This window comes from Micromonospora sp. MH99, from assembly GCF_021442385.1.
Classification (GTDB): Bacteria; Actinomycetota; Actinomycetes; order Mycobacteriales; family Micromonosporaceae; genus Micromonospora.
In genome coordinates, this window is sequence record NZ_MUZA01000030.1 from 1 (window position 1) to 14,265 (window position 14,265).

At 73.3% G+C, this 14,265-nt stretch carries 14 protein-coding genes; 7 read left to right on the forward strand and 7 right to left on the reverse strand.

Going from position 1 to position 14,265, the window contains the following annotated elements; genetic code table 11:
• Positions 1 to 686: SseB family protein (locus B0E54_RS17240; RefSeq protein WP_234584561.1), on the reverse strand; the 686-nt coding region annotated here is incomplete at its 3' end.
• Positions 687 to 838: 152 nt separating this feature from the next.
• Between B0E54_RS17240 and mycP the strand changes: the two genes are divergently transcribed.
• Positions 839 to 2,062, forward strand: coding sequence for a type VII secretion-associated serine protease mycosin (mycP, locus tag B0E54_RS17245; RefSeq protein WP_234584562.1), 1,224 nt, complete (start codon positions 839 to 841; stop codon positions 2,060 to 2,062).
• Between the two features lie 85 nt (positions 2,063 to 2,147).
• Here mycP and B0E54_RS17250 read toward each other — a convergent pair whose 3' ends face one another.
• Together B0E54_RS17250 and B0E54_RS17255 are read right to left on the reverse strand one after the other, a co-directional pair.
• The gene (locus B0E54_RS17250; protein ID WP_234584563.1) at positions 2,148 to 2,441 is read right to left on the reverse strand and encodes a WXG100 family type VII secretion target; all 294 of its coding nucleotides are present in this window, start codon (positions 2,439 to 2,441) and stop codon (positions 2,148 to 2,150) included.
• A gap of 20 nt (positions 2,442 to 2,461) precedes the next feature.
• The gene (locus tag B0E54_RS17255) at positions 2,462 to 2,782 is read right to left on the reverse strand and encodes a WXG100 family type VII secretion target (RefSeq protein ID WP_234584564.1); all 321 of its coding nucleotides are present in this window, start codon (positions 2,780 to 2,782) and stop codon (positions 2,462 to 2,464) included.
• 393 nt (positions 2,783 to 3,175) lie between these two features.
• Here B0E54_RS17255 and eccE point away from each other — a divergent pair, with 393 nt between their 5' ends.
• From eccE to rarD, 4 genes are all read left to right on the forward strand, one after another.
• Complete coding sequence (gene eccE / locus B0E54_RS17260) at positions 3,176 to 5,074, forward strand: type VII secretion protein EccE (RefSeq protein ID WP_374109282.1); 1,899 nt, start codon at positions 3,176 to 3,178, stop codon at positions 5,072 to 5,074.
• 110 nt (positions 5,075 to 5,184) lie between these two features.
• Positions 5,185 to 5,571: a phage holin family protein gene (locus tag B0E54_RS17265; protein ID WP_234584566.1), complete on the forward strand. Its 387-nt coding sequence runs from the start codon at positions 5,185 to 5,187 to the stop codon at positions 5,569 to 5,571.
• A 118-nt stretch (positions 5,572 to 5,689) separates the two neighbouring features.
• Positions 5,690 to 6,187 (forward strand): GNAT family N-acetyltransferase, encoded by a 498-nt coding sequence (locus B0E54_RS17270; RefSeq protein WP_234584567.1) that lies wholly within the window; start codon positions 5,690 to 5,692, stop codon positions 6,185 to 6,187.
• A complete protein-coding gene (gene rarD / locus B0E54_RS17275; RefSeq protein ID WP_234584568.1) occupies positions 6,184 to 7,101 on the forward strand; it encodes an EamA family transporter RarD in 918 nt (305 codons plus the stop codon). Before B0E54_RS17270 ends, rarD begins: the two co-directional genes overlap by 4 nt.
• Positions 7,102 to 7,237: 136 nt before the next feature.
• On the opposite strand, the gene B0E54_RS17280 is transcribed toward rarD, so the two are convergent.
• Both B0E54_RS17280 and B0E54_RS17285 read right to left on the reverse strand, forming a co-directional pair.
• Positions 7,238 to 7,957: an anti-sigma factor gene (locus B0E54_RS17280; protein WP_234584569.1), complete on the reverse strand. Its 720-nt coding sequence runs from the start codon at positions 7,955 to 7,957 to the stop codon at positions 7,238 to 7,240.
• Positions 7,954 to 8,469, reverse strand: coding sequence for a sigma-70 family RNA polymerase sigma factor (locus B0E54_RS17285; protein WP_266249813.1), 516 nt, complete (start codon positions 8,467 to 8,469; stop codon positions 7,954 to 7,956). Before B0E54_RS17285 ends, B0E54_RS17280 begins: the two co-directional genes overlap by 4 nt.
• Positions 8,470 to 8,684: 215 nt before the next feature.
• Here B0E54_RS17285 and B0E54_RS17290 point away from each other — a divergent pair, with 215 nt between their 5' ends.
• Entirely contained in the window at positions 8,685 to 10,814 is a 2,130-nt protein-coding gene (locus B0E54_RS17290) for a PhoX family phosphatase (RefSeq protein WP_234584570.1), read from the forward strand.
• 111 nt (positions 10,815 to 10,925) lie between these two features.
• Here B0E54_RS17290 and B0E54_RS17295 read toward each other — a convergent pair whose 3' ends face one another.
• Positions 10,926 to 11,708, reverse strand: coding sequence for an IclR family transcriptional regulator (locus B0E54_RS17295; RefSeq protein ID WP_234584571.1), 783 nt, complete (start codon positions 11,706 to 11,708; stop codon positions 10,926 to 10,928).
• A gap of 154 nt (positions 11,709 to 11,862) precedes the next feature.
• On the opposite strand from B0E54_RS17295, the gene B0E54_RS17300 reads away from it, so the two are divergent.
• Positions 11,863 to 13,062 (forward strand): MFS transporter, encoded by a 1,200-nt coding sequence (locus B0E54_RS17300; protein WP_234584572.1) that lies wholly within the window; start codon positions 11,863 to 11,865, stop codon positions 13,060 to 13,062.
• Positions 13,063 to 13,151: 89 nt separating this feature from the next.
• Here the strand turns inward: B0E54_RS17300 and B0E54_RS17305 are convergent, their stop codons facing one another.
• Complete coding sequence (locus B0E54_RS17305; protein WP_234584573.1) at positions 13,152 to 14,237, reverse strand: polyprenyl synthetase family protein; 1,086 nt, start codon at positions 14,235 to 14,237, stop codon at positions 13,152 to 13,154.
• Positions 14,238 to 14,265: the final 28 nt, after the last annotated feature.

A 14,265-nucleotide genomic window follows, 5' to 3' on the forward strand; every position in this document is an offset into this window, starting at 1 on the left:
TGCCGCTGACCGGCGGCGGGCAGATCCTCCGGGCCGGACCGGCGCGACAGCTCACCCGGGCCGGGCGCGCGGGCCGGGGTGGCCGATCCCGAGGGCGTACCCACCGGCGGCACCGCGTTCCTCGGCGCGGACCGTCCGGACGGCGTCGGGTCCGACGCGGGCGGCGTGGGCGGCGTAAGCGGCATGGGCGGCACGAACCCGGTGGCGGGCGAGCCGTCCCGGCCGGTCGTACCGGCTCTCGATCGGGCCAGCGTCTCGGCCCGCTCCAGCCGGGCGCGGGCGCCCATGGCACGGCCCGGCAGCCGGACGTCCCCACGGGAGAGCTGCGACACGAACCAGGCGGGCAGGTAGCCCTCGACCGGCAACCCGGGGTTGACCGCGAGCCACCACTCGTGGTTGGGCCAACCGAGGGCGAGGTCGGTGAACGGCACGCGCCGGTTGGTGCCGGCGTGTTCACCGAGGCAGGCCCGCAGCGCCGCGGCGGAGGTGAAGGCCAGCACGTGGGTCCGGCCGCCGGTGGTCCAGGTGCCCCAGCCGGCGGACGACTGGCCGGACGGCGCCGGCGTGGAGACCGGCAACAGCAGATCGGTGCGGGACAGGAGGCGGAAGTAGAGCTCCTGGTCGTTGGCGCGCAGCGCGTCCCGCATCGCCACCTCGGCCTCCGTGGCCGGCTCCCATTCGGTCACGGCCACCTCTCCTTCCGAGAACAGGCCACAGGTATCGCGTACAACCTACAAGGTGGTATCAAGATCACAATGGCTGGCCGGTGGCGGTCCGCCGGGGCGGCGTCGAGGCGATAACATCCCGTTCCGGAGCCGACACGATACGGAGGCTGTCGATGTCCCGGTCGATCGCGCGCCCCGTCCTGGCAGGTCTGGCGGCTGCTCTGCTGACCGCTGCGACCGGTCCGGCCGCCGCCGCCAGCGCCGGGCTGGGGATGGCCCCGGCCTGCGCGACGCCACTGGCGCCCGTCCGGCCGGTCGAGGCCACACCCTGGCCCCAGCAGCGGTACGACCCCACGCGACTCGCGCCGCTGACCACGGGCGCCGGTGTGACGGTCGCGGTGGTCGACTCCGGAGTCGACCGGGCGCATCCCCAGTTGACCGGACGGGTGCTGGCCGGCACCGACCTGCTCGACCCGGGTGGGGACGGCAGCCGGGACTGCGCCGGACACGGCACCGGCGTGGCGAGCATCATCGCCGCGGCGCCCCGGCCCGGTGTCGCCTTCCACGGCCTGGCCCCGGCCGCCCGGATCCTGCCGGTACGGGTGAGTGAGCAGCAGGTGGTGCAGGGTCGGGAGTCGGGGCGCACGGTGAGCGCCGACGAGTTCGCCGACGCCATCCGCTGGGCCGTCGACCACGACGCCGACGTGGTGAACCTCTCCGTGGTGCTGTACGCCGACGACCCGGAGGTCCGCTCCGCCGTGCGGTACGCCGTCGAGCGGGACGTGGTGCTGGTGGCCGCCGTGGGCAACCTGCACGACAGCGGCGACCCGCGCCCGTTCCCCGCCGCGTACGACGGGGTGCTCGGGGTGGGCGCGATCGGGGCGGACGGTGCACGGGCGACCTTCTCCCAGACCGGCTCGTACGTCGATCTGGTCGCCCCGGGCAGCGGAGTGCTGGTCGCCGCGCCCGTGCAGGGTCACCAGCAGGTCGAGGGCACCAGCTACGCGGTGCCGTTCGTGGCAGCCACCGCCGCGTTGCTGCGCGCCTACCGACCCGAGTTGACCGCCGCCGAGGTGGTGGAGCGGATCGTCGCCACTGTCGATCCGGCGCCCGGCCCGGGACACGGCGGCGGGTACGGCGCCGGTGTGCTGAACCCCTACCGGGCGGTCACCGAGACGGGCGGCGGCCGGTCGGCCGCCGCGCGGTCGGTTGCCGTACTCGCCGAGGACCGGCCCGATCCGGCGGTGCTCGCCCGCCAGGCCCGCCGCGCGACCGCCCGGGACCGGGCTCTGGTGGCCGGCGCGGCGATCGGCCTGACGGCGGTCGCCGTGGTGTTGCTCGCGGTCGTGCTGCCCCGCGGCGCGCGCCGGCGTTGGCGACCGGCCGAGCCGGTCTGACCCGACCGGGTCGCCTCGGTGGCCCTCGTCGGAGGGCGGCCGGGGCGCCGACGCGGGCACGGTCAGCGCTCCCGGCCCACCGGCGTCACTGGAACAGCCCGGTGTTCTTCTTCTCCGTGTCCAGATAGTCGGCCGCAGAGTCGTCCACCGCCACCTTGATGGCGCGCAGCATCGCCTGCAGGTCCTGCGAGGCGGACCGCCACCGCGCCTGGCGCTGCTCATACGCCTGTCGGGCGTCACCCGCCCAGGCCGACACCAGCGGCGCGGCGTCGCGTTCGAGCTGGCCGAGTTGTGAGTCGAGCGTGTTCAGCGCCCGTTGAATGTCCACGCCGGCCTGTTGCAGCGCGGCGAAGTTGACGACCAGCACACCGTGGTCCATCGGAAGTCCCTCCCGGCAGGTCAGAGCGGCAGCTGGATGCCGCCGCGGTTGGTGCCGGCCACCCGGCTGGCCGCCTCGTCGTCCGAGACGTCGTACTGTCGGCCGGCGGTGCGGATGGCCCCGGCGGTCTCCCGCAGGGCCCGGTGCAACGCGGCCTGATCCTGTGACCACTGCCGTTTGACCTGCTCGAACGACCGCCCACCGGCGCCGCGCCAGGCCTGCTGCAACACCTCCAGCTCGGCCAGCAGGCCGGTCAGCATGGACTGCAACGACTGGTCCACCTGCTCGAACTTCGCGGCGGTCTGCCGCATCACCGCTGCTTCTGCCTGGGTCTGGGACACCCGAACATCACCTCGTCTCCTCGGTCGTGCCTGGCCGGCTGTGCGCCCAGGGGGAGCGCACCTATCGCGTGGCCCGGTCGGCGAGCATGGCTGGACGCGGGTCAGCGATGAACTTCGTGGCTGACGGTAGCGGCCCGGTAGCAGTTCTGCTACCCCACCGGGCTCCCCTGTGGACAACCACGGCAGCCATCGGTCGCTTACTATGTGCCGCAGCCACGTCGCGGCGCGTGACGGGCAGTCCCGGGGCGGTCGGCCGCCCGGCACGTCCCAACTGGTCGAGGAGGCGCGGTGTCGCCGATCACCACCGGAGGCCCGCACCCGGCGAGCCGGCAGGGTTGGGGCCCGGTCCCGGCCGCCGCCGCCCCGACAGCCGGGTCGGGCGCCCCCACCGCCGTGGGAACGTCTGTCGGCACCGCGCCGGGTGTCGACACCGGAGCGACCGCGACCGAAGCCGTCAGCGCCGCGCCGGCCGCGCTCGGTGTTCCGGGGCCGAGGGCGGCCAGGGACGGCGTACCGGGTCGACCATCCCGCGGTCGCTGGGCCGCGCTCAGCCGACGCGGCGCGGGGATCCGCGCGGGTCAACTGGTCACCTGGCAGGTCGCCGTCGCGGTCGTCCTCGCCGCGCTGGGTCGGGGCACGCCGCTCACCGTCGCCGCGCTGCTCATGGCGACGCTCCTGGTCGCGGTCGCCGGCGTGCGGATGCGCGGCAGGTGGCTCTTCGAGTGGCTGGGCACCGCCGCCGCGCATCTGACCCGGCGGCGCGTGCTGGGTCAGCAGGCCGACCCGGCGGGGTTGCTCGCCCTTGTCGCACCCGGTGCCGTGGTCCACTCGACGGAGCTGTCGGGCGGGCCGGCGGCGGTGCTGGAGGACACCGGCGGCATGGTGGCGCTTCTGGAGCTCGGCGACCCCGGCGACCTGCTCGGCGACGCGTCCCGGGAGATCCCCGCGCCGGCCGCGCTGCTGCCGACGCCCGGTCCGGACGTCCCGCCGCTACGGATCCAACTGCTTCTCAGCGGGACGCCGGCACCCGTCCCGACGGCGGGTGGCACCGTCGGCACCTCGTACCGGCAGCTCACCGACGGCCGGCTCGCCGGGCGGGAGCGGGCGGTGCTGGCGGTTCGGGTGCTGCGGGCGGACGGGTGGACGCAGGAGGCCCTGCGTCGGGCGCTCGCCGGCACGGTACGCCGGATCGTCCGCCGACTCGGGCCGCTGACCGCCCGGCCACTCGGCGTGCCGGCGGCACTGCGCGTGCTGGGCGAACTGGCCCACCACGACGGCCAGCCGGTGCGGGAGTCGTGGCCGCTGCTCCGCTCGGGCGCACTCGTGCAGGCCACGTTCCGGCTGGTCGACTGGCCGCAGACCGGCGCACCTGCCGCGCGGCGGCTGGTGCCCCGGCTGCTCGCCCTGCCGGCGACCGCGACGACGGTGTCGCTCTGCGTCGGGCCGCCGGCGGCCGGCGACACCGGGGCCGCGCCGACCGAGATGGCCGTACGCCTGGCCGCCACGTCGACCGCCGAGCTGACGGTGGCCGTCGACGCGCTGAGTCGACTGGTCGACGGCGTCGGCGGGACGCTGCGCCGACTCGACGGCGCGCACCTGAACGGGCTGGCTGGCACGCTGCCGGTGGCGCTCACCAGCGCCGGGGGGCAATCGGCTGTGGCGCTGGACGACTGGGAGCTGACCCTGGGCGAGGCGGGGATGATGGTCGGCACCAACCGGCACGGCGGCGCGGTGACCGTACGGTTGTTCCGGCCGGAGAGCACCAGGGTGATGCTGGTGGGCGGGGTGCGGGCCGCGCAGCTGGTGGCGCTGCGGGCGATGGCCCTGGGCGCGCTGGTGGTGGTGCAGACGGCGCGACCCCGTGCCTGGGAGCCGTTCGTGCGGGGTGTGGGCGCTCCGGGCGGAACGATCCCGCTGATCCCGCCGGGCCGACCGGTCGCCGACTCGGTGGGCACCGCGCTTCAACCGTTGCTGCTGGTGGTCGACGCCGGGCCGGTGCCGGCCGAGACCGAGCCGGGTCCGGCGTGGCGGGCCACCCTCGTGGTGCGCGACGAGCTGACCCCGGCCGATGTGGACGCGTTGAGCCGCGCGGATCTGGCCGTGTTGCAGCCGCTGCACGGGGCCGAGGCCGCGCTGGCCGGAACGGCGCTGGGGCTGGGCGGCTCGGCCGACTGGCTCACCCGGATCCGGGACGACATGGTGGCGGTGGTGAACCGCCGAGCCCTGCGCTGGGCGCTGCTCTCCCCCACCCCGATCGAGGCCCAGCTGATCGGCCCGCCGGCACGCGGCTGAGCCGGCGGAGACGCCGACCCGAGTGCTGCCGGGCGCTCCCGGGGTCGCGTCGTCGTGGATGGTCAACTGGTGGGTTACGCCGGTGAGTGGTCCGTGGCACGATCCCGGCCATGGGTTTTCTGAAAGGGTTGCTGATTCGGCTGGCCACCACGGCGCTGGCCTTCTGGTTGGCCACACTGCTCATTCCGGGCATCGACCTGGAGTCGACCTCGGCAGTGGAGACGGTCACCACGCTGATCCTGGTGGCGGTGATCTTCGGCGTCGTCAACGCGGTGCTCCAGCCGGTCATCAAGACCGTCGGCTGCGGCTTCTACCTGCTCACCCTGGGTCTCATCGCGCTGGTGGTGAACGGGCTGCTGTTCCTGCTCACCAGCTGGATCGCCGACCAGGCCGGGTTGCCGTTCTCGGTGGACGGCTTCTGGCCGGCCGCCGTGCTCGGCGCCCTGTTCGTGAGCATCGTGACCTGGATCCTGGGCGCCGTTCTCGACCGGGACTGACGGCGACCCACCACCACCGACCCGGACCGCCCGGCCCCCGATGGGCCGGGCGGTCCGGTGACCAGGGTTCGGGAATTGGCGGGCCGGCGAGCCGGTCGGGTTGGTTAGCCTCACAGACGTGTTCTCGCTGACCCGCTCCGACGGCCACCTGATCAGCACCGACCCCGCCCGGCTCGACCTGGACCGGATCCACCACTGGCTGTCCACCGACGCCTACTGGGCGCTGGGGCGTGACCGGGAGACGGTGGTGCGGGCGTTCGCCGGGTCACTCCCCTTCGGCGTCTACCGACCCGGGGACGGCCACCAGGTGGCGGTGGCCCGGGTGGTCACCGACGGCGCCACCTTCGCCTGGCTCTGCGACGTGTACGTCGACCGTTCCTCCCGGGGCCGCGGGCTGGGCGGTTGGCTGGCCGGCGCGGTCCGCGACCACCTGGCCGAGCTGGGCGTACGCCGGATTCTGCTGTCGACCAGCGACGCGCACGAGGTGTACGCGCGGGTCGGCTTCACCCCGTTGGACGTTCCGCAGCGGTGGATGCAGCTCGACCGGCGCCCACCGGTGACGCCGATCACCGGAAAGGAACAAAGCGGAGGTTCACACCTTACGGTGGAGGCGTGACGCCACTCCGCCTGGGATACCTCTACGGCATCGGCGCGTACCTGCTCTGGGGTTTCTTTCCGCTCTACTTCAAGCTGCTGCGACCCACCGGCCCGCTGGAGATCCTGGCCCACCGGATCGTCTGGTCGGTGCTCTTCGTGGCCCTGCTGCTCGGCGCGCTGCGCAACATCGGCTTCCTGCGGGCGCTGCTACGCCGCCGCCGGACGGTCGCCGGGATCGTCGCCGCGTCCGCGCTGATCGCCATCAACTGGGGCATCTACATCTACGGAGTCAGCTCCAACCGGGTGGTGGAGACCGCGCTCGGCTACTTCATCAACCCCCTCGTGGTGGTGCTGCTCGGGGTGACGGTGCTGCGGGAACGACTCCGCCCGGCGCAGTGGGTGGCGCTGGGCATCGGCGCGTCGGCCGTCGCGGTGCTCGCCGTCGACTACGGCCGGCTGCCCTGGCTGGCCCTGAGCCTCGCGTTCAGCTTCGCCGGCTACGGCCTGATCAAGAAGCAGCTCGGGTTGCCCGCCGCCGAGGGGCTCTTCGTCGAGTCGGCGGTGCTGGCGCTGCCCGCGCTGGGCTATCTCGCCTGGCTGAGCCGGCACGGCGGGTTGACCTTCGGGCATGTCTCCGCCGGGCACACCGCGCTGCTGGTGCTGGCCGGCGCGGCCACCGCGATCCCGCTGCTGCTCTTCGCCGGGGCCGCCAACCGGCTGCCACTGACCGGCCTCGGCATGATCCAGTACCTGGCGCCGATCCTCCAGCTCGCCTGCGGCGTGCTGATCTTCCACGAGCCGATGCCGCCGGCCCGCCTCGCCGGCTTCGCACTGGTCTGGCTGGCCCTGGTCGTCTTCACCGCCGACGCCATTCGCCAGGCCCGCCAGTCCAGAAGCACCCCACGCCTCCCCAGCCCCGTCCCAACCCCCTAACCCACCCCCGCCCCCGCCCCCGCCCCCGCCCCCGCCCCCGCCCCCGCGATCTTGCAGTTTCTGTCGTCGATTTGCGGTTCTTGACCCGTTACGGGACGACAGAAAGTGCAAGATCGCGGCGAAGGGCGGGGCGGGGTTACGGGACTGCGTACGTGAGCAGGGGGGTGCCGTCGGAACGTTGGAGTTCCACGCTGACCAGCTCGGCGTCGGTGAAGCGGGTGACGCCGGTGAAGCTGAGGTCGTCGCCGGGGGCGGCCAGCCAGGAGCCGATCTGCTCGCTGCTGCCGTTCGGGCCGTGGGCCACCAGCCGGAACGGGTACGCCTTGCCGTAGCTCGTCCGCGCGTCGTACCCGCAGTGCATGGTCACCTCGGTGCCCCACTTGCTGCCGGCCAGCCCGATCTCGGCGTGCACCGGCCCGGCTGTCGCCACCGGCCGCATGGCGACCATCGACACCTGCGGGCCGGGGTGGGTGCCCTGCGCGCCCGGGGTCACCGGTGGGGCGACCGGTCGGGGCAGCACCGCGGCCGCGCCGACACCCACCACCAGGGCGAGCGCGGCGGCGGCCAGCGTCGTGAGGGCGTACCGCCGACGGGTCGCTGCGCGCTCGCGGCGCCGGCGGCTCCGGGCCTCCTCGAGCAGCGCGGGCACCCGGGGTGGGGACGGCGGCGGCAGGAACTGCTCCAGACCCGCCGGGTCGAGACGGCCGAGCAGCCCGGGTAGGACGGCGATCTCGGCGACCGCGTCCCGGCAGGAGGCGCAGCCGGCGAGGTGCCGCTCGTAGGCCGCCCGTTCGGCGGGGGCCAGGGCGCCCAGCACGTACGCGCCGTCGTCGTGCGCGAACTCGCACCGAGTCATCCCGTCACCCCCATCTCGGCCAGGACCAACCGTAGTGAGCGCAGGGCGTAGTGGGTGCGCGACTTCACCGTGCCCGGCGGTACGCCCAGCCTCGACGCCGCCTCGGCCACCGACCGCCCCTGGTAGAAGCATTCGACAAGCACTTCACGGTGGGTGGGACTGAGCCGGTTCAAGGCCTCGGCGACGGTCCACGCCTCCACCGCGCGCTCCGCCTCGTCGACCACCTCGGGCGGCTCGGGCAGCTCGTCGGTGAACACCTCGCCGACCCGGGTGGACCGTCGCCGCCAGGCGTCGATGGCCAGATTGCGGGCGGTGGTGAACAGCCAGGCGCGTACGGAGCCGCGTCGCGGGTCGAGGGACTCGGGGTGCCGCCAGGCCCGCAGCAGCGTCTCCTGCACCAGGTCCTCGGCCCGCTGCCGGTCGCCGTTGACCAGCCGCAGGGCGTGTGCGTACAGCGCCTCCGCGTGCTCGTCGTGCAGCGCCCGCAGCAGTTGGGCGTCATGGTCGCTGATGGCGGTCTCCTCACTTCCGGCGCGCGTCCGGCGGTGTGTCCGCTCGGGAATACGTGCGGTCACGCCGAACGGTTCAGACCGAGGTCAGACCGCTGGTGCCCGCGCAGGTGTTCACGCCCGGTTCACACTGCGGCCGACGACCGCTCACCACGTCCTCCTAGCGTCCGGCTGGTACGCCGCCTGTCGTGCCACCGACTTTCCTGGAGGCCACTTCCATGAGCGACCGTCCCCGGCTGCTCCCCCTGTTGACCGGCAACCGTCATGGCACCCGTGACGCCATGACCTGTCTGTACCGCTGCGGCAACGCCTGTGACCACCCCGTCCCGAACACGTCGGACAACGCGTACTTCGGGGACGTGGTGAACGCGGAGGTCTCCCGGCGCGGCGTCGTCCGGGCCGGCGCGGTAGGCGCCCTGGTCCTCGGCTTCGGTGGCGCGGCGGCCGGCGTGCTGGCCGGCGCGGCCCCCGCCGCCGCCGCGTACTCCGCCACCCCGGACGTGCCGGAAAACTTCGGCTTCGGCCGTCCCACCACGGGTGTCGGCAGTGGCGCGCTGACCTTCAAGCCGATCCCGCCGAACAAGTTGGACACCCTTGTCGTGCCGAACGGCTACGACCACGCCGTGGTGATCAAGTGGGGCGACCCGGTGCTGCCGGGGGCGCCGGAGTTCGATCTGCACCACCAGACCGCCGCCGCCCAGTCGAAGCAGTTCGGCTACAACAACGACTTCGTCGGGGTGCTGCCGCTGGACAAGCAGGGCAGGCGGGCGCTGCTCGTGGTCAACCACGAGTACACCAACGAGGACCTGATGTTCCCCGGCTTCCCCGGCCTGGACGGGCTCTCCGTGGAGCAGCTGCGCACGGCGATGGCCGCGCACGGCATGTCCGTTGTGGAGTTGGAGCGGGTCGCCGGCACCGGGCAGTGGAAGCCCGTGGACAACGGTCGCCGGCCGTACAACCGGCGGGTCACCGCGCTCAGCACCAGGTTCGACCTGACCGGCCCGGCCGCCGGCTCGGCCTGGCTGAAGACCGCCGCCGACCCCAAGGGTCGTACGGTCGTCGGCACGCTGAACAACTGCTCCGGTGGCGTGACCCCGTGGGGGACGGTGCTCTCCGGTGAGGAGAACTTCAACCAGTACTTCGTCGGCGCGGACGCCGCTCCGGCCGACCTCAAGCCGAAGCTGGACCGCTACGGCATCACCACCGCGTCCCGCTACCCCAGCGGCAGCCGTAAGTGGGAGCGCGCCGACGAGCGTTTCGACCTGGCCAAGCACCCCAACGAGGCGCACCGGTTCGGCTGGATCGTCGAGATCGACCCGTTCGACCCGGAGAGCCGCCCGCGCAAGCACACGGCGATGGGCCGCTTCAAGCACGAGGGCGCGAACGTCATCATCGCCAGGGACGGCCATGTGGTCGCGTACATGGGCGACGACGAGCGGTTCGACTACCTCTACAAGTTCGTCTCGGACAAGAAGTTCCTCAAGGGCAACTCGTGGGCGGCCCGCAAGCACAACCTCACGCTGCTGGAGTCCGGCACGCTCTACGTCGCGCAGCTCGACCAGACCAGCGCGGGCGAGATCGACGGCTCGGGCAACCTCCCCGCCGACGGCGCGTTCAACGGTCGTGGTCGCTGGATCAAGCTGGTCAGCGGTAACCGCTCGTTCGTCGACGGGATGACCGCCGCGGACGTGCTGACCTTCACCCGGCTCGCCGGCGACAAGGTCGGGGCGACCAAGATGGACCGCCCGGAGGACGTCGAGCCGAGCCTGCTCACCGGCAAGGTCTACGTGGCGCTGACCAACAACACCGACCGTGGCAAGGCCGGCAAGGCGGCGGCCGACGAGGCCAACCCGCGCAACGCCAACAAGCACGGGCAGATCCTGGAGCTGGTCGAGGACCGCAACGACAACACCTCGGAGACCTTCGCCTGGTCGCTGCCGATCGTGTGCGGCGACCCGACCGACCCGTCGACCTTCTTCTCCGGGTACGACAAGACGAAGGTCTCCCCGATCTCCTGCCCGGACAACGTCGCCTTCGACGCCACCGGCAACCTGTGGATCTCCACCGACGGCAACGCCCTGGGCAGCAACGACGGCCTCTTCGCCACCGCCGTCGAGGGTCCGGAGAAGGGTCACCTCAAGCAGTTCCTGACCGTGCCACTCGGTGCGGAGACCTGCGGCCCGTTCATCACCGGCGACAACCGCTCGGTGTTCGTCGCGGTGCAGCACCCGGGTGAGATCACCGGCGCGTCGGTGGAGAACCCGGCCTCGAACTGGCCGGACGGCGACTACGCCAAGCCGGGCGTGGTGGTCACCTGGCGTCTCGACGGCGGACCGATGGGCAGCTGACGGTGCCGCCGCGGCCGGCGGGCCGCTGACGTTCCCCCAGGCGGTTCGGCGCTGGACCGCCCCGAGAGGCCCTCTCCCAGCCCGGGAGAGGGCCTCTCGGCATCCGGTGGGTCAGTGGTCGGAGGCGATGCCGTCGGCGACCGTGCGGGCGACGGTGAGCAGCTTGGCCCGGACGACGCGCGCGGACGTCATCATCTCGCTCGCCGGCAGGGCGCAGGCCAGTACGACCCGGCGTTCCATGTCCTTGTCCGGCGTGACGAGCACCGCCGCGCAGGCCACGCCCTGGCGGAACTGCCCCAGCTCCAGCTGCATCCCGCGTCGGTCGCCGGCGGCCAGGTCGGCCTCGAACGCCTCGGTGGTGGTCAGCGTGGCGGTGGTGAACGGGCGCATGCCGTACTCGCGCAGGTAGCGGAAACGCTGCTCGGTGGTGAGGGTGGCGAGCAGGGACTTGCCGAGGGCTGTCGCGTGCGCCCCCTCGTCGAAGCCGGGGACCAGGTCTTCCAGGTAGGGCGAGCGGTGCCCCTCGGCCACGGCGGTGATGGCGACCTGACCGCCGACGAAGCGGCCCAGGTAGTGGCTGTAGCCGGTGTCCACGGCGGCCCGGCGCAACGTCTCACCGACCACCGGCGGGCCCCGGAACGCGGTCACCAGCTCGCGGTAGCGGTCGGCCACCTCCAGCCCCACGATGTACGTGCCGTCCTCGCGACGGATCACGTAGCCCTCGTAGGCGAGGGTGCGGACCAGGTGGTAGGTGGTGGCCACGGTCAGCTCGCACCGTCGGGCGATCTGCTTGACGGTCAGGCCCTTCGGGGCGCGACCGACCGACTCGAGCACCCGCAGGGCTCGGGACACGCTGCGGATCAGATCCGAGGGTTCTGCCAAGGGGTCGCGCACAACCACCTCCGCCGCCGGGGACTTACACCATATGAAAAACAGGCCGGGCGCGAAATGCCTGTTCGGGTCGAGGATGCCAGATCACCATCCACTCTTCGTAGGCCGATGGTCACCAGGAGTGGTCTGAGCCTGACTCGCGTAGGTTTGCCGGACGATGACCGACACCGCCCTCACCCCCGCTGAAGACCGCACCCGCACCCGCCCGATCCGGGCCAGCGCCGGTGCCGTCGCCACCACCGTGGCCTGCGTACTGCCCGTCTTCCTGCTCGGCGGCCTCGCCGTGCAGATGGGAGCCGACCTCGACTTCTCCCCGGCCGGGCTGGGCCTGGCCGTGTCCGTCTACTTCGGCGTGAGCGCGCTGGCCTCGGTGCCGTCGGGCCGGCTCGTCGAGCGGTACGGGCCGGCCATGGTGGCCCGCAGCGGCATCGTGCTGGCCTCCGGGTCCATGCTGGCCGTGGCGGTGTTCGCCCGCTCGTACGAGGTGCTGCTCGCCCTGCTGGCGCTCAGCGCCGCCGCGAACGCCCTCGGCCAACTGGCCAGCAACGCCGCGCTGGCCCAGCACGTGCCCCCGAACCGGCAGGGGCTGTCGTTCGGTGTGAAGCAGGCGGCCATTCCGGTCTCCACCCTGCTGGCCGGCGCGGCGGTGCCCACCATCGCGCTCACCGCCGGCTGGCGCTGGGCGTTCGTAGCCGCAGCGGTCGCGGCACTGATGACGCTGCCGGCCGTACCCCGGCAACTGCCCGGCCGGGACCGACGGGCCGCCGCGGCACGCGCGGGCCGGGCCACGACGGCCCTGGTGGTGATCGGGGCGGCGGCGACGTTGGCGGCGGGCGCGGCCAACGCGCTGGGCACCTTCCTGGTGGACTCGGCCGCCGCCCGGGGTCTGTCGCCGGGCCTCGCCGGCCTCACCCTGACGCTGGGCAGCGCGGTCTGCGTGGCCGCCCGGGTGGGCGCCGGCGGACTGGCCGACCGCCGGGCCAGCGGGCACGTCGCACTCATCGCCGCGATGCTGGTGGTCGGGGCGGCCGGGCTCGGTCTGCTCGCGGTGGCCGGTCCGGTGCCGTTGGTGGCCGGCGTGGTGCTCGGCTTCGGCCTCGGCTGGGCGTGGCCCGGCCTGGTGAACTTCGCGGTGGTCCGGCTGCATCCGCAGGCTCCGGCCGCCGCCACCTCGATCACGCAGACCGGGGTGTACGCGGGCGGCTGCCTCGGCCCGCTGAGCCTCGGCCCACTCGCCGCCCACTTCGGCTACCCGACCATGTGGGTCACGGCGGCGGTGGCGATGCTGCTCGCCGCCGCCCTGATGCTGATGGGCAGCCGCCTACTGACAGCCGCCGCACCCCCAACCCGCGCGTGACCATGAAGTTGTTGCCCGATCACACGGCGTGTCGGGGCGATAGCTTCATGATCAACGGAGTGACGGCCCGGGGTGGGGGCCGGTGGGGGTCAGCTGGTGCGGTCGGCGATGTAGTCGCAGAGCGACTCCAGCGCCTGGCGGGACGCGCTCGCCGGGAGCGGCGCCAGGCGCGCGCGGGCGTCCTCGGCGTAGCTGCGGACGGTCTCCCGGGCGCGCTTGAGCGCCGGGCTCTCCCGCAGCAGCCCCAGGGCCTCGGCGTGCAGCGCGTCGTCGGTCAACGGGCCGGTCGCCAGGATCTCCCGCAGCCGCACCGACGCCGCGTCGGAGTCGTCGGCCGCACGGGCGTAGAGCACCGGCAGCGTCGGGACACCCTCGCGCAGGTCCGTGCCGGGCGTCTTGCCCGACTGCACCGACTCGGACGCGATGTCCAGCAGGTCGTCGGTGAGCTGGAACGCGACGCCGATCGTCTCGCCGTAACCGGCGAGCGCCTCGACCTGCTCGGCGGGGGCGCCACCGAACATGCCGCCGAACCGGACCGACGTGGCGATCAGCGAGCCGGTCTTCTCGGCGATCACGCTCAGGTAGTGCGCGACCGGGTCCTCCCCGGCGCGCGGACCCACCGTCTCCGCGATCTGACCGTGCACCAGGCGGGCGAAGGTGCGCGCCTGCAACCGGACGGCCTCGGGGCCCAGATCGGCCGCGATGTCCGCGGCGCGGGCGAAGAGGTAGTCGCCGACCAGGATGGCGACCGAGTTCGTCCAGCGCGAGTTGGCGCTCGGTGCGCCCCGCCGCACGGCGGCCTCGTCCATCACGTCGTCGTGGTAGAGGGTGGCCAGGTGGGTGAGCTCCATCACCACGGCCGCCGGGACCACCTGCGCGCCCGACGGATCGCCGAACTGTGCGCCGAGCGCCACCAGCAGCGGCCGGAACCGCTTCCCGCCGGCCTCCAAAAGGTGCCGGGCAGCCTCCGTGACGAACGGGTCGGCGCTGGCCACACTGGCGCGCAGCTCGATCTCGACCGCGTCCAGCAGCCCCAGCACGGACGCCTCGACGCGGGGATCGGCAAGATGAAGGCCGAGCGCGCCGAACTGACTCGTGCTCGCCCGACCCCGGCGACCGCCGGAACCGGTGGCACCTGAACGCTCGCCAGCCGGAATCACCACACCATCAACCATGCCACACCCGTTCGACCTGCTCCGGGTC